Below are 19,985 nucleotides of genomic sequence, written 5' to 3'. Positions count from 1 at the left end.
CGACATGCCCCACGTTCCGGACACGCAGGATACCTGCACGATCGCGGCGGACTCCAGCTGCCGCCGCCGCGGCCGGCTGGCACCCGCCCAGCACGTGGCGCATCCGCCTGGGGAACGTGTGCAAGGCAGCGCCGCACGCATCGCCTTCCTTTACATCGTGCTCGCGATAGTTGCCATCGGCGCGAACATTGGCGCTCAGGACCTGTTCGTGCGTCTCTACGATGGCGCGCTGGTTGGGCTCCTTTCCGTGATGTTTGGGACGGCCGTTGGCTTGCTGGTGAAGTATGTGCTCGACAAGCGCTTCATCTTCGACTTCCGCGCCCGCAGTGCCTCTCACGACGTGCGGGTGTTCCTGCAGTACACGGCAATGGGGCTCGTGACGACGCTGATCTTCTGGGCCTTCGAGTTTGGGTTCGCCTATGTGTTCACCGGCAAGGAGATGCGCTATCTCGGCGGCGTAATTGGCCTTGGCCTCGGCTATTACCTGAAGTACCGACTGGATAAACGCTACGTGTTTCGTAGCGCCGCGAGCAGCCTTTCCACAGAGATCGCCAATCAGCGGAGTTGATACATGCATCAGCCTACTGTTCCCCTTTGCGTTGATCTCGACGGCACACTGATTCATGGCGACCTCCTGCTCGAGACTTGCGTCGCGCTGCTACGCAAGAATCCGCTCTACCTGTTCGCGCTGCCATGGTGGCTGCTGCACGGCAAGGCCTACCTCAAGGCGCAGATCGCAAGCCGCGTGCTGCTTAATCATGCGGCCTTGCCGTTTCATCAGGAACTGCTGCAATGGTTGAATGACGAGAAGCGTGACGGTCGCCATATCTGGCTGTGCACGGCTTCGAATCATCGCCTCGCGGAAGCCGTCGCTTCCCATCTGCAACTGTTCGACGGCGTGCTGGCGAGCAGCGATACCCAGAATCTGTCTGGCAGGCAGAAGGCTGACATGCTTGTGGCGAAGTTCGGTTCGCGTGCCTTCGACTACTGCGGCAACGACCGGGTCGACCTGCACGTCTGGTCCGTCAGTCGGGGCGGCGTGGTAGTCAACGCAGACATTGGTCTTGAACAGCGGGCCCGCGAGGTGACCGACGTCTACCGCACCTTTACCTCACACAGGAGCACTGCGCGGGCGATATGGGCGGCGTTGCGCCCTCATCAATGGGCCAAGAACGTGCTGCTTTTCGTGCCGCTGGCTGCCGCGCACCGTGTGCTTGATTTCTCGGCACAGGCAAACGCGCTGCTGTCGTTTGTCGCGTTCTGTCTGTGCGCATCGTCCGTCTATGTACTGAACGACATGCTCGACGTGGAAGCCGACCGCCAGCATCCCCGCAAGTCGACCCGTCCGTTCGCAAGCGGAGTACTGCCCCTGAGCACCGGCTTCGTGCTGATACCGCTGCTGCTGCTCACCAGTGCCGGCCTGTCCATGCTGCTGCCTGGACCGTTCAGGCTGGCGCTGGCGACCTACTATCTTCTGACCCTGGCGTACACGCTGGGCATCAAGAAAATCGTCATCATCGATGTCATCTGCCTCGCGGGGCTGTACACGATCCGCATCGTGGCGGGGGCGATGGCCGTGGCGGTGCCGCTGTCGTTGTGGCTGCTACTGTTCTCCCTGTTCCTCTTCCTCAGCCTGGCGCTCGTCAAGCGCTTCGCCGAGCTGAAGGTCATGCAACACGATGGCAAACTGGAAGCCGCCGGGCGCGGCTACCGCCTGGACGATCTCGGCCTGCTGGAGAGTCTCGGTACCGGCGCTGGATACATGTGCGTGCTGGTGCTTGCGCTGTACATCAACAATCCGGCCGTCGAGAATCTATATCGCCGTCCCGAATTGCTGTGGGCATTGTGCCCGCTGCTTCTGTACTGGGTGAGCCGTGTATGGGTGCTTTCGCACCGCGGGCAAATGCATGATGACCCGGTCATGTTCGCCTTGCGCGACCGCGTCAGCCTTGTGCTCGGCGCACTGGCCGCGCTTGTGATTTTCACGGCGGCCTAGCAAGCACCATGGCGCGGCAATCCATCCACTCCTGGGGTCACGTGCAACGCAGCGACAGCGAAGTCGTGGCGCTACGGAATCGCTTCACGCCCGTGCCGCCGTTACCCGCCGGGTGCACAAGCTTCCTGCCGTTCGGTAACGGTCGCAGCTACGGTGACAGTTGCCTGAACCACGGCGGCGCACTGCTGTCCACCCGCTACCTCGATCACTTCATCGCCTTCGACAGCGCCAGCGGCGTGCTGCGCTGCGAAGCCGGCGTGTTGCTGGCCGACATTCTGCGCCTTGCCCTGCCACAGGGATGGTTCCTCCCGGTCACACCCGGCACCCGCTTCGTTACGCTTGGCGGGGCAATTGCGAATGACGTACACGGCAAGAACCACCTGACCCACGGAAGCTTCGGCCGTCACGTCCGCGCGTTCATGCTGCGTCGCTCGGACGGCACCCTGCTGCGCTGTTCCGCGCAACACAATGCGGACTGGTTCTCGGCCACGATTGGCGGCCTGGGCCTGACTGGAATGATTCTGTGGGCCGAGATCCAGCTGCGCCCCGTCGCTTCGCCCTGGGTGCAGCATCGGACCGAGCAGTTCGCGGATCTGGATACGTTCTTCCGCCTCTGCCGCGAGTCCGCCGACACGCATGAATATACGGTGGCCTGGATCGATTGCTCGGGCGGTGCGCGGCGCGTCGGCCGTGGCCTCTTCACGCGCGCCAATCACGCGCCTGCGGAAAGCGCACCGCAAGCGCCCGCGTCACGCTCAAAAACCCGCCGGATGCCATTCACGCCGCCATTGTCGCTGGTCAACCGCCTGACAGTCAGTGCATTCAACACACTCCACTATCACGCGGCCGGCTCCAGGCCGACCGACCAGCTCGAACACTGCGAGACGTTCTTCTACCCGCTAGACGACCTGCTGGAATGGCACCGGATGTACGGCCCGCGTGGCTTCTACCAATACCAGTGCGTTATACCGCCCGAAGATGCGCATGCCGTGCTGCAGGCTCTGCTGACCGAGATTGGACGCTCGGCCGCGGCATCCTTCCTTGGCGTGCTCAAGCGGTTCGGCGGCCTGCCATCGCCGGGGCTGCTGTCGTTCCCACGCGAAGGCTACACACTGGCTCTCGACTTTCCGAACACTGGCCCGGCCCTGCACGCGCTCTTCGGCAGGCTGGATGCGCTGATCGAGCAGGCGGGTGGCCGGCTCTATCCTGCCAAGGACGGGCGCATGAGCGGCGAATGCTTCCGCGCCGGCTACCCGCAATGGCAAAGGTTGGTTCCTTTTGTCGACCCGGCGTTCTCGTCGGAGTTCTGGCGGCGGGTCACCAATGGCCCAGCCGTACGCTAGGCGGTCCGCACCCATGGAGATGGACATGACGACGATAGTGATCATTGGTGCGACATCGGCCATCGCGCAAGCCGCCGCGCGGCGCTTTGCCCAGCGTGGCGACTCGCTCTTCCTGGTGGGACGCGGCGCGGCGCGCCTGCAGGTGATGGCGCAGGACCTGCGCGCACGCGGGGCGGCACAAGTCCAGACGCTGACCATGGACGCGAATGACTTTTCTTCACACGCGGCGATGCTGCGTCAGGCGGAAGATGCACTGGACACGATCGATACCGTGCTGATCTGCCACGGCACCCTTTCCGACCAGGCGGCCTGTGCACAGTCAGTCGAACTTACGCTGGCCGAGTTACGCACCAACGCTCTGTCCGTCATTGCATTACTGACGCTCTTCGCCAACTACTTCGAGGCTCGGCGCGTCGGCACGATCGCGGTCATATCCTCGGTGGCAGGCGAACGCGGACGGCAGAGCAATTACGTCTACGGTAGCGCCAAGGCCATGGTTACCACTTTCATGTCCGGACTGCGCCAGCGCCTGTCGAAATCAGGTGTGGCCGTGGTCACCATCAAACCCGGCTTTGTCGACACGCCGATGACCGGCTCGTTCCGCAAGAACGCCTTGTGGATCAGCGCGGACGATGCGGCCGCGCACATCGTGGCCGCCATTCAGCGTGGCACGGCCGTGGCATACGTGCCGGGCTTCTGGCGCCCCATCATGTGGGCCATCCGCGCGCTGCCTGACGTTGTCTTCCGCCGGCTCGCACTGTGAACCGTGTGCACGGCTCCGCGACCACGAACCGCAAGTCTCCAGGGAGATAGACATGCCAGACGAGAATAGGGCCAGCCAGCTTCCCCCAACGCTGCAGCTAGGCACCCCTGTCTTCACACGCCTGGCCTGGATAGTCCCCGCATTCGTACTTGCGGTAGCCGTCTCCCTGGCAGGCAGCGGCTGGAGCACGGGTGACGACACCTATATCTACATGAACTACGCCAAGTCGCTGTTAAGCGGTGACGGCTATAGCTACAACGGTACGTTGTCGACTGGCGTCACGTCTCCCGCCTGGCTGCTACTGGCTGGTGGGCTCTGCAAGCTGCTCGGCCTGACGGTAATCGGGTGGAAGATCATCGGTGCGCTGGTTTTTGCCTGCGCTTTCGTCGTAATACTGAGGATCAGGCGGATTCCCGGCCTGCTCGTTGCAGTGCTGCTACTGAACCCGCTGACGCTGCGCTGGTCTTCAAGCGGTATGGAGAACCCGCTGACGATGCTGTTCGTCGCACTCCTGTTCGCCTGCTATCTGTCGCGGACAGAAACAATACGCAACTGCGTGGCGCTGCTCGCCCCCTTGTCGATCTTCGTCCGTCCGGAACTGGCTCTGCTCTCCATCGCCGTCGTGCTTCTGGTACTGGCCGAAGGCAAGGACTGGCGCGCCAACATGCGGGGCCTGCTGCGGCCTGGACTGGCAGGACTGGTTCTGTTCACGGCCGTGGCATTTGCCGTCGACTTTCACATCATCCCCCAGACTGCCGAGGCCAAGGGCATCTTTCTGGCCATGCCGAACAAGTGGTACAGCGCCATCGCCATAAGCAAGATCCTTTTTGTGTCGGGCGCCTTGCTCATGCTCTGTGCCTACGTTGAGCGCAAGGTGCCGGACCGCGCCGTGCGGTTGTTCTGGGCCAGCGCCGTGTGCACGATGGCGCTGAGCGGCTACCTTGCCTACAAGAACATCCTGGTCTCCACGCGCTACGAGACCAGTATCGGCTTCCCCTTGCTGCTTGCGGCCTGCCTGGTCCTGGCGGGCCGCTCCAGGCTGTCCCCGCTTGTCCGGGCGGCAGCCTATGCCCAACTCGCCATTTCCATCGCTCTGTTCTGCTTCTTCCTGCCCGTGAAGGCAACAGACGAGGGCGTCGCCATTGGCGACTTCGCGCAACGCGCACGCGAAATCGTCGTGCACGCGGAAGGCGGTCCAAAGACAGTGGCCCTATCCGAGGTGGGAGCGTTCGGCTACTACTCCGCGCTGCCGATTGCCGATACCGTTGGCCTGGTATCCGGCCAGGCCATGGAGTTCTACAGAGCGACGGGAACCCGGCCAGGAGACAACCTTGCTTCGCTCGAGGCGTTTCTCACACGATTCTCGATCCACTACTATGTTGAGACATTCGGTGACGACAAGCCAATCGAAGGCAGGAATCTTCGCTTTACGCCGCTGCTGGAGACACTCGTGGTCAGGAACAACATGACCCAGTTCACTCCCAACAAGGATCACTGGCGCCTGTACCGGGTCGATTTCGCCGAACGTCCCGGGCACTAACGACGCGGACGCAACGCCGGCAGCTCCAGCTCACCGGCGTTGGCTTCCGATCTCGGCGCGTATCAGGGCTGTCAGTTGCTCCGCAACCATTTGACTTTGGAAACGCCGCAGGAAACAGTCCATGGCGGCCGCTCGCATGCGTTCCCGTGCGGATGCGTCAAGCGCCAGCCAGCGGGTCAGGACGCCGGTCATCGCCTCCACCGTGTCGTCGCCTGCCATTCCGGCGCCGTCCTCCACGATTTCCCGCCAGATGTTGACCTTGTCGGAGATCAGCACCGGCACCCCGCATCCCAGCGCCTCGGCTACCGCGACGCCGAAGTTCTCCTGATGCGACGCCAGGCAAAACGCCTCGGCCGCGTGGAAGCTGCCCCATTTGAGATCACCGCTCAGCATCCCCGTCCAGGTCACTCTGTCACGAATGCCAGCGGCCGCCGCGATACCGTCAAGCTGCTCCCGCATGGTTGGCTCGCACGGCCCGGCGATCACCAGATGCAGCGCGCTGTCAGCTGCGCAGGAAGCGGCGAAGGCGCGCAGCAGAATGTCGCATCCCTTCTTCTCGTGGACACGTCCGATAAACAGCAGCAGGCGCCGCCCGCGCAATTCCGGAAACTGGTCCAGGAACAATCCGGAGAGGCGTTCGCGATCACCCGGCGGTGTAGCGGTGCCGTATGAAGACACTGCTTCGCGGCAGCGATAGAAACGGAACGATTGCCGTGCAAGCAGCTTCTCCTCTGTCGACGTGAATAGCACGGCGCGTGCGTGGCGCAGTACCCAATAGTCCCCAAAGAGCCAGTACGCCATCTTCTTCAGGTGCTTCAATGGATAGCGCCGCTTGAACCAGGGATCGAGCATGCCGTGCGTGTAGACGAAATAGGGCACGCGCTTGCCGCGCAGGGCGAGCCAGGTCGCGATGCTGTGGAACTGCCAGATGCCCTCCACGATGATGGCGTCGTAGTCTTCGCAATGGCGGCGCAGCCACCCTGCGAGGCGCAGGTTGAGGCCGTAGCGCAACCACGAAGGTCCGAAGGCGAAGACACGGAAGCCAGCGCTGCGAACATAGGGCGCATCGGGCAGGTCGCAGCAGCAGACTTCCGCTTCGACGCCCAGCGCCGCGAGCGGTCCGTTCAATTGCCTGATGCCCTCGCTGGGGCCCCCTTGGACTGGATTGATCGATGGGATGACGTGTAGCAGCTTCATGGGGCGGAACCGGGTAAGGTAACGGCAAGGCTGCCGGCATGCGCAAGCCCGCGCCGGAAAGTAAGGCGAGTGTGCCACTCGCGATCGCCCTGCTCAGTTCGCTTGACCACCATCGACCATTGCCACGGCAGCAAGCTGTGCCGGGAGCAGCGGCTATCGAAGCGCTTCGCTGATGTCGCGCGCGACCGCCGCTGAAGTCGCCGCTGAAGCCGCCGCCGAAGCCACCACGGGATTCGCCTGTGTAGCGACTCGCGCCAGCTGCGCCTCGACATGGCGCATCACGTGCTCGCTAAAGCGTTCGCGACTCTCGTGCAGGAACAGCGCATGATCCAGGCAGTCGAGACGCTGCAACGAGATGTGCGACAGACCTTGCAGCGCTTCGAGGTTGCGGCCGAGGCATTGCGCGGTTTCTTCCAGACCGATGTCGGTGGCGCCATACAGGAACTGCGTGCGCACGCCGCGCGTATCGAGCCTGCGCATGGCGGCCCAGGCGAAGGCCCGCGCGGAATGCGCCGCATCAACCTCCGCGCCATCGACCGTTGCAACGCCGCGCGGGGCGGGACGCCAGCGGCCAAGGCCATATGCCGCGAGGGTCCTCACCCGCCGCGCAACGCCCTTGAGCAGCCGCCCAAGGTGAATGTCGCCACGCAGCAGGCGCATCCAGTTGCCAGGCTTGCGCGCGGCATGCCAAAGCAGTACCAGCGGCTGGTCAGCCTCGCCCAGGCTGGCCACGTCCGCCTCGCCCCATGTGTACTTCACCAGGTTTGCCAGCACGAGCCCGCACACCCTGTCATTGGCCAGTGCTGCATGGAGGCTCAGGAAGGCGCCCGAGCAGACGCCGGCCAGCACGATATGCTCGAAGCCACGCGCATGCATCCAGTCCACGGCCTTGGCAAGCTGCGCACGCGGCGCCGGGGCATAGATGTCAGGAATGCTCATGCGGCGCCATGCCTGCGGACTGTCGCCCAACGCGGCGAGGTCGAGCCGCAAGGAGGCAACCCCGTTGCGCGCCAGCCGCCGCGCGAGCGTGACGAACAGGCGGCCATCGCCGACATGATGGTTGCCTCCAGTGTTCGGGAAGATCACCGCGACCTTGGCGGGACTGCCCTTGCCCGGCAGGCTCAGCACCCCGAATTGGCTGGCGCCCTCAAGCCAGACAGATTGCTCGAGCGCGCCGTCCGTCGCGAACTCGGTGCACTCGCCGGGGTCATGCGCCGGCGCCACCGACGCCTGGGCGCACGGCGGCAACGATGCCAGCCAGGCGGTCACCTGCTGCCATGCCTGCTCCGGGACCGCTGAGTACTCGGTGGACTGCATCAACCCCGGATATTCGGGAAAGGCTCCGGTTTCGACGTGCGCACCCATCGCCTGGTAGTGTGCCACCAGCGGCGGCACAGCCGACGCGGGGCCGAGCCAGGGATCGAGAATGAGTACGCGTGATGACGGACAGTCCTGCTGACGGTCCAGCCGAAACGCCTGCACGGCATGTACGAGGTCCGCGCTCAGGCGATAGGAGAGGACATCCAGCCCGCCTTCCGGCGCAGCGTATCGCGCAAGGTCAGGCGCCACGCTGTTGATCCAGTTGAGGTGCAGGGCGCGCATTTCGCGCAGGAAGGCCCGGCCGCTGACAACCGGGGCCAGCAGTACCAGCGCCGCTGCCGCCTCGCCGCGTTGCGCCAGTGCCCCAGCCGCCAGCGCAGCAAGGCTGGCACCCAGACGCATGCCGCACAACACCACCTGCCGAACCCCGGTGCGCATACGCAACTGCTCGGTGGCCGCGATGATATTGCCTACCCAACATGCGAGACGCTCTGGCTCGTCACCTGTGCCAGCGGCGTCCCCGGTACCGTGGTAGTCGAAACGCAAGGCAGGCATGCCGGCCGCGGCGAGATCGTCGGCAAGGTGACGCAAGGCACGATGCGACCACATCCCCTCATGGCCAGGTGGTGCGCACAGCACGACACCGGTCTGGCCGGCCTCGCCATGCAGCCATCCCGTGCAGCCTTCGAATGCGATCCGCCTCATGCCGGCTCCTTCGCGGCCAGCCGATCCGGCACGCAGAAATGGGTACGCGACTCCTGTCTCGCCGACTGCATGCTCACGTCTTGTGCTCGATGACCGGGGCCCGCTCCAGCCGCCGCATGGTGACGGGCAGGGGCATACCCAGATACGGATTCATGTTGCGGTAGTCGGCCTGGTTGCTGCGCTTGGGCCGCACACCGTTCAGGATGCCGCCCATCATGCGTGCGTCGGCACGGCCCAGGCGCTTGAGCGCCTCTTCCACCTGGCCGGGCAGCGTGGTGTCCGCGCGCAGCACCAGCAGCGTTGCGCCGGCCAGGTTGGCCACGAACGTCGCATCGGCCACGGCCAGCACCGGAGAGGTATCGATCAGCACAAGGTCGTAGCGCTCCTTGCAGGCCTGCACGCAAGCCTCCATGGCCGGGTGCATCAGCAACTCGGAAGGATTGGTCGGGTGCGTGCCCGCCGGCAGCACGGACAGACCATTGACGACGGTGCGCTGCACGGCATTGGACAACGGCGCATGACCCGCCAGCACCTCGGCCAGGCCCGTCTCGGCCGGCAGGTCGAACCAGCTTGCCACCTTGCCGCGGCGCAGATCGGCATCCACCAGCAGAACGCGCTGGCCCGCCTCCGCAAACAGCACGGCCAAATTCACCGAGGCGAACGTCTTGCCGGCGCCCGCCGTGGGGCTGGTGACCGCAAGCACCTTGTCGCGCGCACCGCGCAGCGTGAAGTGCAAGGCCGCGCGCACGCTGCGCAACCCTTCCACCGCCATCGAATGGGGTGCGTTGCGCGCCAGCAGGAACTGGTCGTGCAGCCCTAGCCTCAGCAGCCGCTCGGCGCCGTCGCGATCGTCTTCGCTGTTCTCGGCCAGTTCGTCAGGGGTGGCCAGCGCGTGGCCCGGTTGCGGACGCTCAAGCAGCCCAGACGCGGTCAGCTGGCCGAACGCCGCGTGCAGCCGCGCATCCACCAGGCGTTCCAGTTCCACCTGTTCCTGGCTGAAGACGATGTCGCCCAGCATGGGCAGCCCAAGCTGAAGTTCGGCATCGTTGACGGTATCCAGCGTCGGCTTCATACGCTGGCGCATCGTGATGCAGGCCATCGCCAGACACAGTCCGATCAGGCCGCCGCCGGCGGTCATCGGCCATGGGCCCATTCCCACGGGCTGCACGGGTACCAGTGCGGTGTCCAGCACGCGCACCTGGCCTGTGCGGTCAAGCTGGGACAACGACAGCTGCTCGGCCTTGTTGCGCAGCGTCATGTACATGTCTTCGGCCACCTTGACGTCACGCGTCAGCGCCACCGATTCGCGCTCGGTTGCGGGAAGACTTTGCAGCCGCGCGTCCATGTCGTGCCGCTCGCGGATCATTTGCTGAATCTGGTTGTCGACCGTCTTGACCTCGTTGGCCTCTTCGGTGAAGCGCTGCAGCAGCTTGGTACGCTCGAGCTTCAGCAAGGCAATCTGGCGCTGGTAATCCATGCTGCCATTCAGGTACGACTGCGCATCCTGGCTCGGCTGCATCGATCCGCTATGCGACCGGTATTTCGTCAGCGCGGCCTCCGCGCGTTCGAGCTCGGTCTTCACACGCGGAATTTCGTTTGAAAGAAAGGCCAGCGTCGCGGCCGCGTCATCGCGCCGTTGCGCAGCCTGGGCATCGATGAACGATTCCGTGATGCCGTTGACCAGCGCGGCCACCACCGTCCGGTCGGACGTTTGCCAGCCGATGCTTACGGTGCCGGTGTCCTTGACGTCGGTGTCGATGCGCAGCGTGCTGGCCACCGAATCGATGGTCTGCAGCAAGTCATGGCGGGTCACCACGAACCGGGTCCCCGGTTGGGCGTCGATGCGCGACACGAACATGTTGATGCCGTTGGACTCCACCTTGGCGCCCACCACGCCTTCCAGCAGCAGCGTGTCCTGCTCATAGACGCGATATGCGCTGCCAGGCAGCACTTCAAGCGTCAGCGGCACGTTGATCAGGCGATCGGGTACGGTGAGCCTCTCCACGGCGATCTGCTCGCCGCCCCAGGCATAGCCGAGAGTGGCAGGCCACGGCCCCGCAAGCTTGCCGGGCGTGGCAAAGTGGGTAGCCAGCGCCCCCAGCAACGGCGCACGCAATGGCAGTGCGCTGATGTCGAGGTGCAGTCGCTCCACCACGGGCGCCACCACCGCGCGGCTGCGCAGCATGCCGTTGTCGATCGATACCGCCGGCGACGTGACACTGCCGGCCAGGTTTGCCCCACGCTGTGCGCCACCTTCCCTTGGCTGCAGCACCTGAACCAGCGCGCTGGCGTTGTAGACGTCCGGCCGGGCAATTGCCACGAGCCATGCGATGGCCGCGCCGGCAACGCCGGCGCAGATGATCCAGCCTGCGTGATCGAGCAGCGCGCGGCGCGCACCGCCATTGGTTGCAGGCATGGCGCCGGCTGCCGCCCCAGGCCCTGCAAAGAACATGTTGCTCACCGCGTACCCCCTTTTGCTTCCACCTGTACTTCACCCGTGCGGTCTACTTTCGACCGTAGTTGTCCTCGAATCTGACGATATCGTCCTCACCCAAATAGGCGCCCGACTGCACCTCGATGATCTCCAGCGGCGTCTTGCCGGGATTCTCGAGGCGATGCAGCGTGCCAATCGGGATATACGTAGACTGGTTCTCCGAAAGAATGCTGGTGGTGTCCCCACAGGTAACCCGCGCCGTGCCGCGTACCACGACCCAGTGCTCGGCGCGGTGGTAGTGCATCTGCAGCGACAGGCTCGCGCCCGGCTCCACGATGATGCGTTTGACCTGGAAGCGGTCGCCATGGTCGATCGAGTCGTAGCAGCCCCAGGGGCGATGCACCTTGCGATGATTGACGATCTCCGCGCCATGCTCCGAGCGCAGGCGCTGCACCACGTTCTTCACGTCCTGCACATGGGCCTTGTCGACCACGAGCACTGCATCGGCCGTCTCCACCACCACCACGTCCTGCACACCGACGCATGCGATCAGGCGACCTTCCGAATGGGCCAGGCACGACGTGGCGCCATCGAACAGCACGCGGCCGCGCCCCGCATTGCCGGCGTTGTCCTTCACGGCGATATCCCAGATCGCGGCCCATGAGCCGACGTCGGACCACCCGGCGTCGAGCGGCACGAGCATGCCGGGGATGCCCGGCAGTGCGTCGAGCTTTTCCATCACCGCGTAGTCGATCGAATCGGACGGGCACGCATCGAACGCCTCGCGTTCCACGCGGAACACGTCGCCCTGGCCGATCGCCTCGCCGGCCTCGTAGGCAGCGCGGCACTGCTTGTACATCTCGGGCTGCAACTGGCTCACGGCGTTGAGCCATACCGACGCCAGCACCACGAAAATGCCGCAGTTCCACCAGTATTCGCCCGAGTCCACATAGTGCCGGGCCAGTTCCAGATGCGGCTTCTCGACGAAGCGGTCGATGACGAAGCCGCCCGGTTGCACCGGCGCCGCCGCACGGATGTAGCCAAAGCCGGTTTCCGGTACCGTGGGCCGCGCGCCGAGCGTGACGATGGCACCGCGCTCGGCGTGATGCACGGCCGTGGCAATGGCATCCCGGAATGCATCGGTATCGGCCACGCTGTGGTCGGCAGGCGTGGCTACCAGCACCGCGTCGCCGCATGGGCCTGCGGAAGCCAGTGCGTGCAGCGCGGCCACGGTCAGCGCCGGCGCCGTATTGCGGCCGCACGGCTCGGACACGATGCGCGCTCGCTTGCCCTTGCGCTTGAGCATATCCGTCACCATGAAGCGATGCTCTTCGCCACAGACCACGATCTGGGGCGCTTCCATTCCGGCCGTCCGGCCGGTGCGCATGGCCACGCCTTCAAGGCGATGGGCCGTGGCCTCCAGCAACGTGTCGTCCGCAACCAGGTTGAGCAGCTGTTTGGGATATTGCTCGCGCGACAGCGGCCAGAGCCGCGTGCCGGAGCCGCCCGCAAGAATCACCGGCTGCAGTGTCGCCCGTACTGGCGTAACCAGTACCGGGACTTCCTCGACAAGCGCCTGCACCGTGATCGGTGGCAGGATCTTCTCCCGACTCCGTGTTTTCATCATGCCTCCTGCCACTTCGCAGAAATGGGTACGCAAGACGATTCCGGACATATCTCCGGCTGATACGCGTCAGTGTAGGAACGTGGCAGAACCGGCATCTGTTCGATTCCGCACACGCTTGGCCGGCGCCAGATGCGGTGAGGCGGGGCGGCGCTCGGGTGTGGATTCAGGCAGGGGTTCTGTTGCCCACCGTACCGATAAACGCCGCACGTGGGCGCTTCAATAGCGTTGGCCGCGTCCGTACCGGTTACGACGGGCAGTGCACGGCATGCACTCGAATCTTGCGGAGAAACGACATGGAGCGTGGTACTGAAACTGTCCTGGGCACGCTTGGCGGTGGCGGCGGGTCCGCTGACCCGGGCATCCTGGCACCTTCCTCGGCACCATCGCCGACACCGGCGCGGCCCGGCGGGCTGCATGGCGAGGACGCGATCTGGCAGGAAACCAACTGCTACATGGATCTGTGGATTGAAGTGCTCTACGGCTGGGGGCTCGACCCGCGCGCGGCGCTGGCGTTTACCGTCACGCAGGATTTCGAGGGCGACCACTTCACGTTCTTCAAGTATCCGCAGGCCGACATCGAACAGCTCTACGGCACCATCGTGCAGGAGATGGCCGTCTACGACACGCTGGAAGCGCATATCGCGGAGCAGGTTGCACGTGGCCATACCGTGCTGGTCGAGGTCGACAGCTACTACCTGCCCGATACACGCGCCACGGCCTACCGCCGCGGACATGTGAAAACCACGATTGCGATCGACCGCATCGACACGGCGGCACAGCGGCTGTCCTACTACCACAGCGTTGGCTACTACACGGCTGACGGCGAGGACTACCGCGGGCTGCTGCGGCTCGACCCGGCGCTGCGCGACAATGGCGACCTGCTGTTTCCATATGCCGAGTGCGCCAAGCGCGTGCGCCCGCCGCTGCAGGGCGTGGCGTTGTCGAATGCCGTGGCCTCGCAGATGCGCCGGCATCTGGGCCGCCGCCCGGCCGGCAATCCGGTGGCAAGCTGGCGCGAAGCGTTCGGCGAGCAGGTCGGCAATGTGCTGGCGCGTGGCGATGCCTACTTCCATCACTATGGCTTCAACCTGCCGCGCCAGTTCGGCGCCAACTTCGAGATGCTCGGTCACTGCCTGACGTGGCTGGGCGAGCACGGATATCGCGTGCCCGCATCCGTCGTCAACGGTGCCGCGACGATCGCATCGGAATGCAAGGTGCTGCAGTTCCGGCTGGCGCGCGCCGTGGCGCGTGGCCGCCCCGACCTGTGCGTGGAGACCCTTGGCACGCTGGAAGCCGCCTACGACCAGGTCATAGAGGGACTGCTGCGCTCGTTCGGCAGCGTGGACCCCGCACACGTCTGACTGCAGCATCGCTGAACTCCACTCAACCAAAAGGGCCGGTGCGCACACCGGCCCCCTTTCCCCGCGCAGCGCCTCAAATATGCACTTCCGCAAGTGCGGGCAGCAGGCGGTCATACTCGCGCTTGACCAGCTTGTAGCACTCGCATGAGTGCCGTTCCAGCCCGCAGCGGTCCAGCACGGTGATGTGGCCGCGGCTGTGGTGGATCAGGCCCAGGTCCTCAAGCTTGCCGGCCGCCTCGGTCACGCCTTCGCGGCGCACACCAAGCATGTTGGCGATGACCTGCTGCGTGATGACCAGTTCGTTGGTGCTCATGCGGTCGATGGCCAGCAACAACCAGCGGCATAGCTGCTTGTTCAGCGAATGGTGGCGGTTGCATGCGGCCGTCTGCGCGATCTGCGTGAGCACGGCCTGCACGTAGAGCAGCGTGACGCGCTGCAGCGCGGGCAGATGGCCCAGTTCCGAACGCAGTACGCGCGCCGGAATGCGATACGCAAAGCCGGGGCTGCGCACCTCCACGCGGCTCGGCATCGTGTCGCCGCCAGTGACCACGGGAATGCCCACCAGCCCTTCGTTGCCAACCGCCGCGAACTCCACGGTCGCGCCGTCTTCCAGCAGCGACAGCAGCGACACGACGGACGTCGTCGGAAAATAGACGTGCACGATGCGCTGGCCCGAATCGGTCAGCAGTTCGCCGGCACGCAGGCGAACCAGCTCGAAGTGCCGCGAAAGCGCCTCCCATTCATGGCGCGGCAGCGCGTTGAGCAAGTGATTGACATGCAGGTCCGACCGATGCGTGATCATTTTCTTTGCCTCCCTTTGATCCCGAAGCGATATCGGAACGCACCTTGCAGGATTCCTCCCGCATAAGGGATGCGTGACCCGATTTCGCCGCGCCACCCGTACTCGATTGATGGTGCAAGCAGGCAGCCTTGCGGCTGCCACCCGTTGTCCCCGCCGGAATTTGGCCCCGGCTTGTATCTCGTTGTTGATCTATTAAGTGCCATGCCGCACAGAACCGACAGTGGGCTAACGGTTGGGATGGTCGGTCATGCTTTGGTAGGTTGGATGGAGGAAAACGGCTGACCCGAACGGGTGAAGCCACGGTGAAGACACCCGGGGAACGCGCGGCGCATCGGCGCCGGCACTGGGCTGGCGGGCAATTGGAACGCAGGCGGGTAAGGATGAGGCGGGGTGAAGCGGGATGAGATCAGCCGTCGTAGCTGACCGAACAGTGGGCGTTCAACGCAGAAACTTCACCCGAAGGTATGGCATGGCTACCGCCTGCACCGCCGATATCGTGCATCAGGCGGATGCGGCGTGATTCGCCCGGCCCAAGGTGGAACCAGTCGATTTCCGGCTGGAACGCGTGATCGTCAATATGCACCCAACGCGCGAAGCGCTGCGTGCGGATCGTAAGCCACCACGACTCGTTTTCGCGCGTCACGCCGGCCTGCAGCCCCGGTTCGCGCAGCGCGTTGGCGCGCCGGTCCGGCAGATATACCGACTGGCTGAGCAACGCGTTGCCTTCGTCCGGCTCATGCAGTGTGGCGACGACCACGTCATGCGCGGGTGGGCCGAACCGATACGCATAGGTGAAATCGAAAAAGTGATCGAGCATTTCCGCGGCAGCCAGCCTGCGTATCTCACGAGGCGCAAGCGTCAGCGTTTGTGTGGCCTGTGCCGCCACTGCCTCGCCGTTTCGCAGGCAGCGTAGTGCAAGCCGCACCGTGCGCGGCGTACCGGTTTCATTGATGAGGTGCACATGCAGGCCGTTCAGCCCCTCATCCGTCAGGATGACCTGCAACGGCTGCCACACTTGCCGCAACGCATGCCAGGCCGACTTGGGCCGCGCACGCGCGTCGATAATGCCCCAACCGGCGCCGGGCATCAGGTCCTGCAACTGCCAGACCAGCCCACCGTGGCACGTGGAACCGGCACGGCGCCACTCGCCGAAAACCTCGGTCATGATGTCTGCCACCACCGCGCGCGACAGCGCCAGGTAACGTGCCGGCTGCTCGTAGCGCAAGCGCGGCGGATCGACGTCATAGAGTTCGCGCAGATAGAAGTCGCGGATGTCCTCGAAATCCCACGCCGCTCCGGCATCGCGCGGCACGCGGGCCTTCCAGCGCGGATCATGCAGCGGCTGCGACAATCCGGCCTCTGCCAGCGTGCGCGCGCAGGGCACGTTGGCGAAGGCCAGGCATTCCGAGGTGAAGCGCACGTTGGCCATGCGCGCATCGGACAGCGGGCGCTGGTAGGCACCTACGCCGTAGTAGTGGCTGACGCCGGTATCGGGCTGGAACGGCCACGCGCCTTCGCTCGGCGAATTGCGCACGTAGACCATGTCGGGGCGATGTTCGCGTACGAGTGACGGGATCAGTTCATCGAACAATGGCTGGCGCCACGCGTTGCGCGGGGCGCCCATCATGGCCGCCTGTTGCTCGGCCTCGCTGCCGCCGCACAGCACTGCCAGGCTCGCATGGGCGCGCGTGGAAGTCAGCCATTGCGCCACCTCGCGCGCGGCATCGTTCATCAGCGCCGGACTGGCACTGGTCTCGCTGCCATAGTCGAAGTTGGCGAACATGAAGTCCTGCCACACCATCAGGCCCAGCGCATCGCACTGACGATAGAACGCCTCGCCGGGATAGCAGGTCACGCCGCTGACGCGGACCATGTTCGCACCGGCATCGCGCGCAAGCTGCAGCCAGCGGGCCACGGCCTCGTCGGTATCGGCCAGGCCCGGCAGGTCGTGGCTCGATACACAGGCACCGCGGCAGAACACCCGCTCGCCGTTGACGCGCAGCGTGAACGCGCCCGGCTCGCCGCCGCGGTCCTCGGTGATCGTGCGAAAGCCGGTATGGCCGCAGGCAACGGCCTGCTCGCCAACACCGGCATCGATGCGATACAGCGCGGGGACGCCATGCGTGTGCGGCCACCAGCGCTGTGCCTGCGCCACGCGCAGCGTGCCGGCCAGCGTATGCGTGCCGATACGGCGCAGTTCGCCATGCCAGATTGCGTGATCGGGGCCTGTCGCCGACAACGTGCCCTGCGCGGGCGCCGCCCCCGGGAAATGCAGTTGCAGCAGCACCACGCCGTCGTGGCCATCGAGATGGCTCGACAGTTCCGCGCGCACGCCGTGCATGGCGCCGTTGCCGGTGGGGTCGAGCAATTCGATATCGCGCCACGGACCCACAGCATGCACGGGCGGGCACCAGCCGGGCATGTGGCCCAGCAGCGTGGTGCGCACCGCACGCAATGTGGGCGGAACGATCATGCGCGGCTTCCAGCGAACCGGCCCGCGCTGCGCGCGCAGCCACGGGTGCAACGCGCGGAAGCAGATGTGCAGCACGTTGTCACCGGCCAGTTCCGCTTCCACCTGATGCGCGGCGAACATGTGCTGCGTGGACAGCACCTTGACGCCATTGAGCCAGACCTCGGCCAGTGTGGCCAGGCCGTTGAAGCGCAGCAGCCGTCGTCCGCTGCCGGAAAACTGCAGCCGGTACCAGTAGTCGTGCTGATGCAGCGGCGGCGGCGCGGTTTCGTCCCAGCGGCCTGCCGCGCGCAGCGCGCTGGCCACCGTGCCCGGCACCGGTGCCGGCAGCCAGAGCCCGTTGTCCGATAGTTCGCCCGGATGCCCAACTGCGTTGGCAAAGGTCTCCAGCAGCGTCCAGTCGCCTTCCAGCCGTGCATGGCCCACGGCCACGCCGGGACGCAGAGTGGGCTGCAGGGCCAGTTCCGGATCGCGTGCGGTCATGTGACGGTCTCTCCGAAGTGCGTGGCAAGCGCCGGGACCGTACCCTGGTAGGCCACCTCCAGCTGCTCCAGGCAATCCTGGCATCCATCGGGCTTGTGGCTGATCACGGCGCGCATCAGGCGGAACTGCATCACCATCGCCTCGGAAGCCATCGTGTAGCAGGCTTCGGCCACGGTATCCGGCAGCGCCTGGCCGTTCATCACCAGCCAGCGCACGTATCGGCCCAGCAGTTCGAAGTTGGCGCCGATCTGGCGCAGCACGCTGGCGGCATAGACCTGGAAGTTGGGCTCGCCGCGCGCCATCAGTTGTTCGAGGTGCGCCGGAAACGCGGCGCGAAACGCCTTGATCGGGTTCTCGCGCGGGCGCCGTGCCAGGTGGCTGCGCAGCAGGTCCATCGACGCGCGCAGCAGCGCATCGTCAGCTTGCGCGGCAAAGCGGCGCCGCACAACCTCCACCTGCGGGAACGATGCCGCACCCCATGACGTGTCGCCCTCGGGTGTGCGGAAGATGGAGGCATAGTCGTCGCCACTGGCGGTGTGATAGCCGTCGTTATGGTAGTAGCCCACGGCCGTTGCCTCGGGCACCAGCACATCGATGGCGATGCACGAGCGCGCATGCTGCCGGCGATAGACGCCCGCGGGATGCGGCAACTGGAAGCTGTCCACCTCCAGCAGCACCACGTTGCCACGGTTTGTCTGCGCGGCCACGTGGGCCTCCAGCCGTCCGTATGTCGACAGCTCGTCCTTCACGATGCCGTAGAGCAGTTCCAGGTCGGCCGATGGAATGTTCGACGAGGTGAACTGGTCGCCCTCGAAATCCTGCGTGACGGTGAATGGCAATGCCGCAATGGGTTCAAGTTCCCAGCCATGCAATAGTTCGACCCACAGGTCGATGTGGCGGTTGGCGTGCGACCACACGGGGTTGCCCCCGTGCAGCGCATAGGCACCACCGCGCGTGCGCACCTTGCCATCCCCGTACATTTACACGCCTCCCAGCGTTTCCCGTACTGCTTGCGGCCAATTGGCGGGATCAAGTCCATGGTGCTTCAGCAGCGCCAGCACAAGCCGTTCGATGCCGAAACCGACGCAGCCCGTGTGCGCGACGCCGCCATCGGCAAGCCCGATGTGCCACAGCGCGCCGAAGTGGTCCATGTGGTAGTTGAAGCTCATGCAGGCCGTGGGCGACGCACCATCGTTGACGGGAATCAGCAGCTCGAACTTGAGCTTCAGCTCGCGCTGGCTGTCCGCCACGATCTTGCCGCCACGGCCGAAGAACGGATCGTTGGCAACGTCCACTTCCAGCGGAAGCTGCAGGTCGCGGCCCAGTTGCTGCCCGCGATCCATCCACAACTGGCGGAACGCCACGATGCGCTCCGGCGAGCCCAGGCAGACGTACTCGCGCTGACGGAACATCTGCATGCGTGTCGGCTCCAGCGACGGCTCGTGCCGGTAGCAGTACGACAGCACATCCACCACCTTGCCCGCTTCAGGCAGCGGGCCGCGTCTCGCGATGACCGGATAGATCGGGTAGCAGGCCGCAGGCGTCAGCACCACGCCAGTGGGCGCCTGCTGGTCGGTCCAGTCCTGCTTGTCCTCGATCCTTGCCAGCAAGCGGCGGTGTCCGCGCTCGTCGCCGCAGAAGCTGTGGATCGTGCCGGCCAGTTGCGGAAAGCTCTTGAGGTACTCGCTCGTCTCGAAGTCCGTCTGGCTCATGGCCGGCGGAAAGCGCAGCACCTCGGCTTGCTGGTCCGCGCCGATCCGCGTGATCGCGGCGTTCAGGCCATCCGCGATCGATTCGAACACGGCGCTGCGGCCATACAGCCCGCGCACGTCGGTTTCGAAGAGCAGCCCTGCCGCCAGCAGCGTTTCGAGATACGTCGGCGGCGGCTCGGCCGCGCCGGCGCCGCCGAGCGGAAGAGCCTCTGTAAGCGCGTGTGCATCCATG

At 65.2% G+C, this 19,985-nt stretch carries 14 protein-coding genes; 6 read left to right on the top strand and 8 right to left on the bottom strand.

The annotated features are described in order from the left end of the window. Positions 1 to 4: 4 nt before the first annotated feature. Genes B552_RS29085 through B552_RS0114765 form a run of 5 tightly spaced genes read left to right on the top strand, consistent with a single transcriptional unit; the run spans position 5 to position 5,642 of the window. Positions 5 to 568, top strand: coding sequence for a GtrA family protein (locus tag B552_RS29085; RefSeq protein ID WP_019449807.1), 564 nt, complete (start codon positions 5 to 7; stop codon positions 566 to 568). A 3-nt stretch (positions 569 to 571) separates the two neighbouring features. Further along, positions 572 to 1,996 carry a UbiA family prenyltransferase gene (locus B552_RS0114780; RefSeq protein ID WP_019449806.1) on the top strand — a complete coding sequence of 475 codons (1,425 nt, stop codon included), beginning with the start codon at positions 572 to 574 and terminating at the stop codon, positions 1,994 to 1,996. Between the two features lie 8 nt (positions 1,997 to 2,004). Then, a complete protein-coding gene (locus tag B552_RS0114775) occupies positions 2,005 to 3,339 on the top strand; it encodes an FAD-binding oxidoreductase (RefSeq protein ID WP_019449805.1) in 1,335 nt (444 codons plus the stop codon). Positions 3,340 to 3,364: 25 nt separating this feature from the next. Continuing rightward, positions 3,365 to 4,102, top strand: a complete 738-nt coding sequence (locus B552_RS0114770; protein WP_019449804.1) for an SDR family oxidoreductase — start codon at positions 3,365 to 3,367, stop codon at positions 4,100 to 4,102. 52 nt (positions 4,103 to 4,154) lie between these two features. Then, on the top strand, positions 4,155 to 5,642 hold the full coding sequence (locus B552_RS0114765) for a hypothetical protein (RefSeq protein WP_019449803.1): 1,488 nt from the start codon (positions 4,155 to 4,157) through the stop codon (positions 5,640 to 5,642). A gap of 30 nt (positions 5,643 to 5,672) precedes the next feature. On the opposite strand, the gene B552_RS0114760 is transcribed toward B552_RS0114765, so the two are convergent. The 4 genes from B552_RS0114760 to B552_RS0114745 all read right to left on the bottom strand — a co-directional run bounded on the left by B552_RS0114760 (position 5,673) and on the right by B552_RS0114745 (position 12,925). After that, complete coding sequence (locus tag B552_RS0114760; RefSeq protein WP_019449802.1) at positions 5,673 to 6,839, bottom strand: glycosyltransferase; 1,167 nt, start codon at positions 6,837 to 6,839, stop codon at positions 5,673 to 5,675. 153 nt (positions 6,840 to 6,992) lie between these two features. Next, positions 6,993 to 8,864, bottom strand: coding sequence for an alpha/beta hydrolase (locus B552_RS0114755; RefSeq protein ID WP_019449801.1), 1,872 nt, complete (start codon positions 8,862 to 8,864; stop codon positions 6,993 to 6,995). A gap of 73 nt (positions 8,865 to 8,937) precedes the next feature. After that, positions 8,938 to 11,280, bottom strand: coding sequence for a polysaccharide biosynthesis tyrosine autokinase (locus B552_RS0114750; RefSeq protein WP_237718220.1), 2,343 nt, complete (start codon positions 11,278 to 11,280; stop codon positions 8,938 to 8,940). Positions 11,281 to 11,368: 88 nt separating this feature from the next. Then, complete coding sequence (locus tag B552_RS0114745; protein ID WP_035879860.1) at positions 11,369 to 12,925, bottom strand: mannose-1-phosphate guanylyltransferase/mannose-6-phosphate isomerase; 1,557 nt, start codon at positions 12,923 to 12,925, stop codon at positions 11,369 to 11,371. Positions 12,926 to 13,218: 293 nt separating this feature from the next. Here B552_RS0114745 and B552_RS0114740 point away from each other — a divergent pair, with 293 nt between their 5' ends. Beyond that, complete coding sequence (locus B552_RS0114740) at positions 13,219 to 14,286, top strand: DUF1839 family protein (RefSeq protein ID WP_019449798.1); 1,068 nt, start codon at positions 13,219 to 13,221, stop codon at positions 14,284 to 14,286. 73 nt (positions 14,287 to 14,359) lie between these two features. Here B552_RS0114740 and B552_RS0114735 read toward each other — a convergent pair whose 3' ends face one another. From B552_RS0114735 to B552_RS0114720, 4 genes are all read right to left on the bottom strand, one after another. Beyond that, on the bottom strand, positions 14,360 to 15,088 hold the full coding sequence (locus tag B552_RS0114735) for a Crp/Fnr family transcriptional regulator (RefSeq protein ID WP_019449797.1): 729 nt from the start codon (positions 15,086 to 15,088) through the stop codon (positions 14,360 to 14,362). 406 nt (positions 15,089 to 15,494) lie between these two features. Further along, positions 15,495 to 18,041 (bottom strand): glycoside hydrolase family 2 protein, encoded by a 2,547-nt coding sequence (locus B552_RS0114730; protein ID WP_019449796.1) that lies wholly within the window; start codon positions 18,039 to 18,041, stop codon positions 15,495 to 15,497. Next, positions 18,038 to 19,021 (bottom strand): DUF1839 family protein, encoded by a 984-nt coding sequence (locus B552_RS0114725; RefSeq protein WP_019449795.1) that lies wholly within the window; start codon positions 19,019 to 19,021, stop codon positions 18,038 to 18,040. Before B552_RS0114725 ends, B552_RS0114730 begins: the two co-directional genes overlap by 4 nt. Beyond that, positions 19,022 to 19,984 (bottom strand): amino acid--[acyl-carrier-protein] ligase, encoded by a 963-nt coding sequence (locus B552_RS0114720; RefSeq protein ID WP_019449794.1) that lies wholly within the window; start codon positions 19,982 to 19,984, stop codon positions 19,022 to 19,024. It abuts the gene before it with no gap. Between the last annotated feature and the right edge of the window lies 1 nt (position 19,985).

The sequence above is a fragment of the Cupriavidus sp. BIS7 genome, assembly GCF_000292345.1.
GTDB lineage: Bacteria > Pseudomonadota > Gammaproteobacteria > Burkholderiales > Burkholderiaceae > Cupriavidus.
Note: the sequence above shows the minus strand (reverse complement) of the source record. Positions and strands in the feature narration are given on the sequence as shown.

Coding starts and splice junctions, on each gene's coding strand:
- B552_RS29085 (WP_019449807.1), top strand. CDS start 5: ATGCCCCACGTTCCGGACACGCAGGATACCTGCACGATCGCGGCGGAC.
- B552_RS0114780 (WP_019449806.1), top strand. CDS start 572: ATGCATCAGCCTACTGTTCCCCTTTGCGTTGATCTCGACGGCACACTG.
- B552_RS0114775 (WP_019449805.1), top strand. CDS start 2,005: ATGGCGCGGCAATCCATCCACTCCTGGGGTCACGTGCAACGCAGCGAC.
- B552_RS0114770 (WP_019449804.1), top strand. CDS start 3,365: ATGACGACGATAGTGATCATTGGTGCGACATCGGCCATCGCGCAAGCC.
- B552_RS0114765 (WP_019449803.1), top strand. CDS start 4,155: ATGCCAGACGAGAATAGGGCCAGCCAGCTTCCCCCAACGCTGCAGCTA.
- B552_RS0114760 (WP_019449802.1), bottom strand. CDS start 6,839: ATGAAGCTGCTACACGTCATCCCATCGATCAATCCAGTCCAAGGGGGC.
- B552_RS0114755 (WP_019449801.1), bottom strand. CDS start 8,864: ATGAGGCGGATCGCATTCGAAGGCTGCACGGGATGGCTGCATGGCGAG.
- B552_RS0114750 (WP_237718220.1), bottom strand. CDS start 11,280: ATGCCTGCAACCAATGGCGGTGCGCGCCGCGCGCTGCTCGATCACGCA.
- B552_RS0114745 (WP_035879860.1), bottom strand. CDS start 12,925: ATGATGAAAACACGGAGTCGGGAGAAGATCCTGCCACCGATCACGGTG.
- B552_RS0114740 (WP_019449798.1), top strand. CDS start 13,219: ATGGAGCGTGGTACTGAAACTGTCCTGGGCACGCTTGGCGGTGGCGGC.
- B552_RS0114735 (WP_019449797.1), bottom strand. CDS start 15,088: ATGATCACGCATCGGTCGGACCTGCATGTCAATCACTTGCTCAACGCG.
- B552_RS0114730 (WP_019449796.1), bottom strand. CDS start 18,041: ATGACCGCACGCGATCCGGAACTGGCCCTGCAGCCCACTCTGCGTCCC.
- B552_RS0114725 (WP_019449795.1), bottom strand. CDS start 19,021: ATGTACGGGGATGGCAAGGTGCGCACGCGCGGTGGTGCCTATGCGCTG.
- B552_RS0114720 (WP_019449794.1), bottom strand. CDS start 19,984: ATGGATGCACACGCGCTTACAGAGGCTCTTCCGCTCGGCGGCGCCGGC.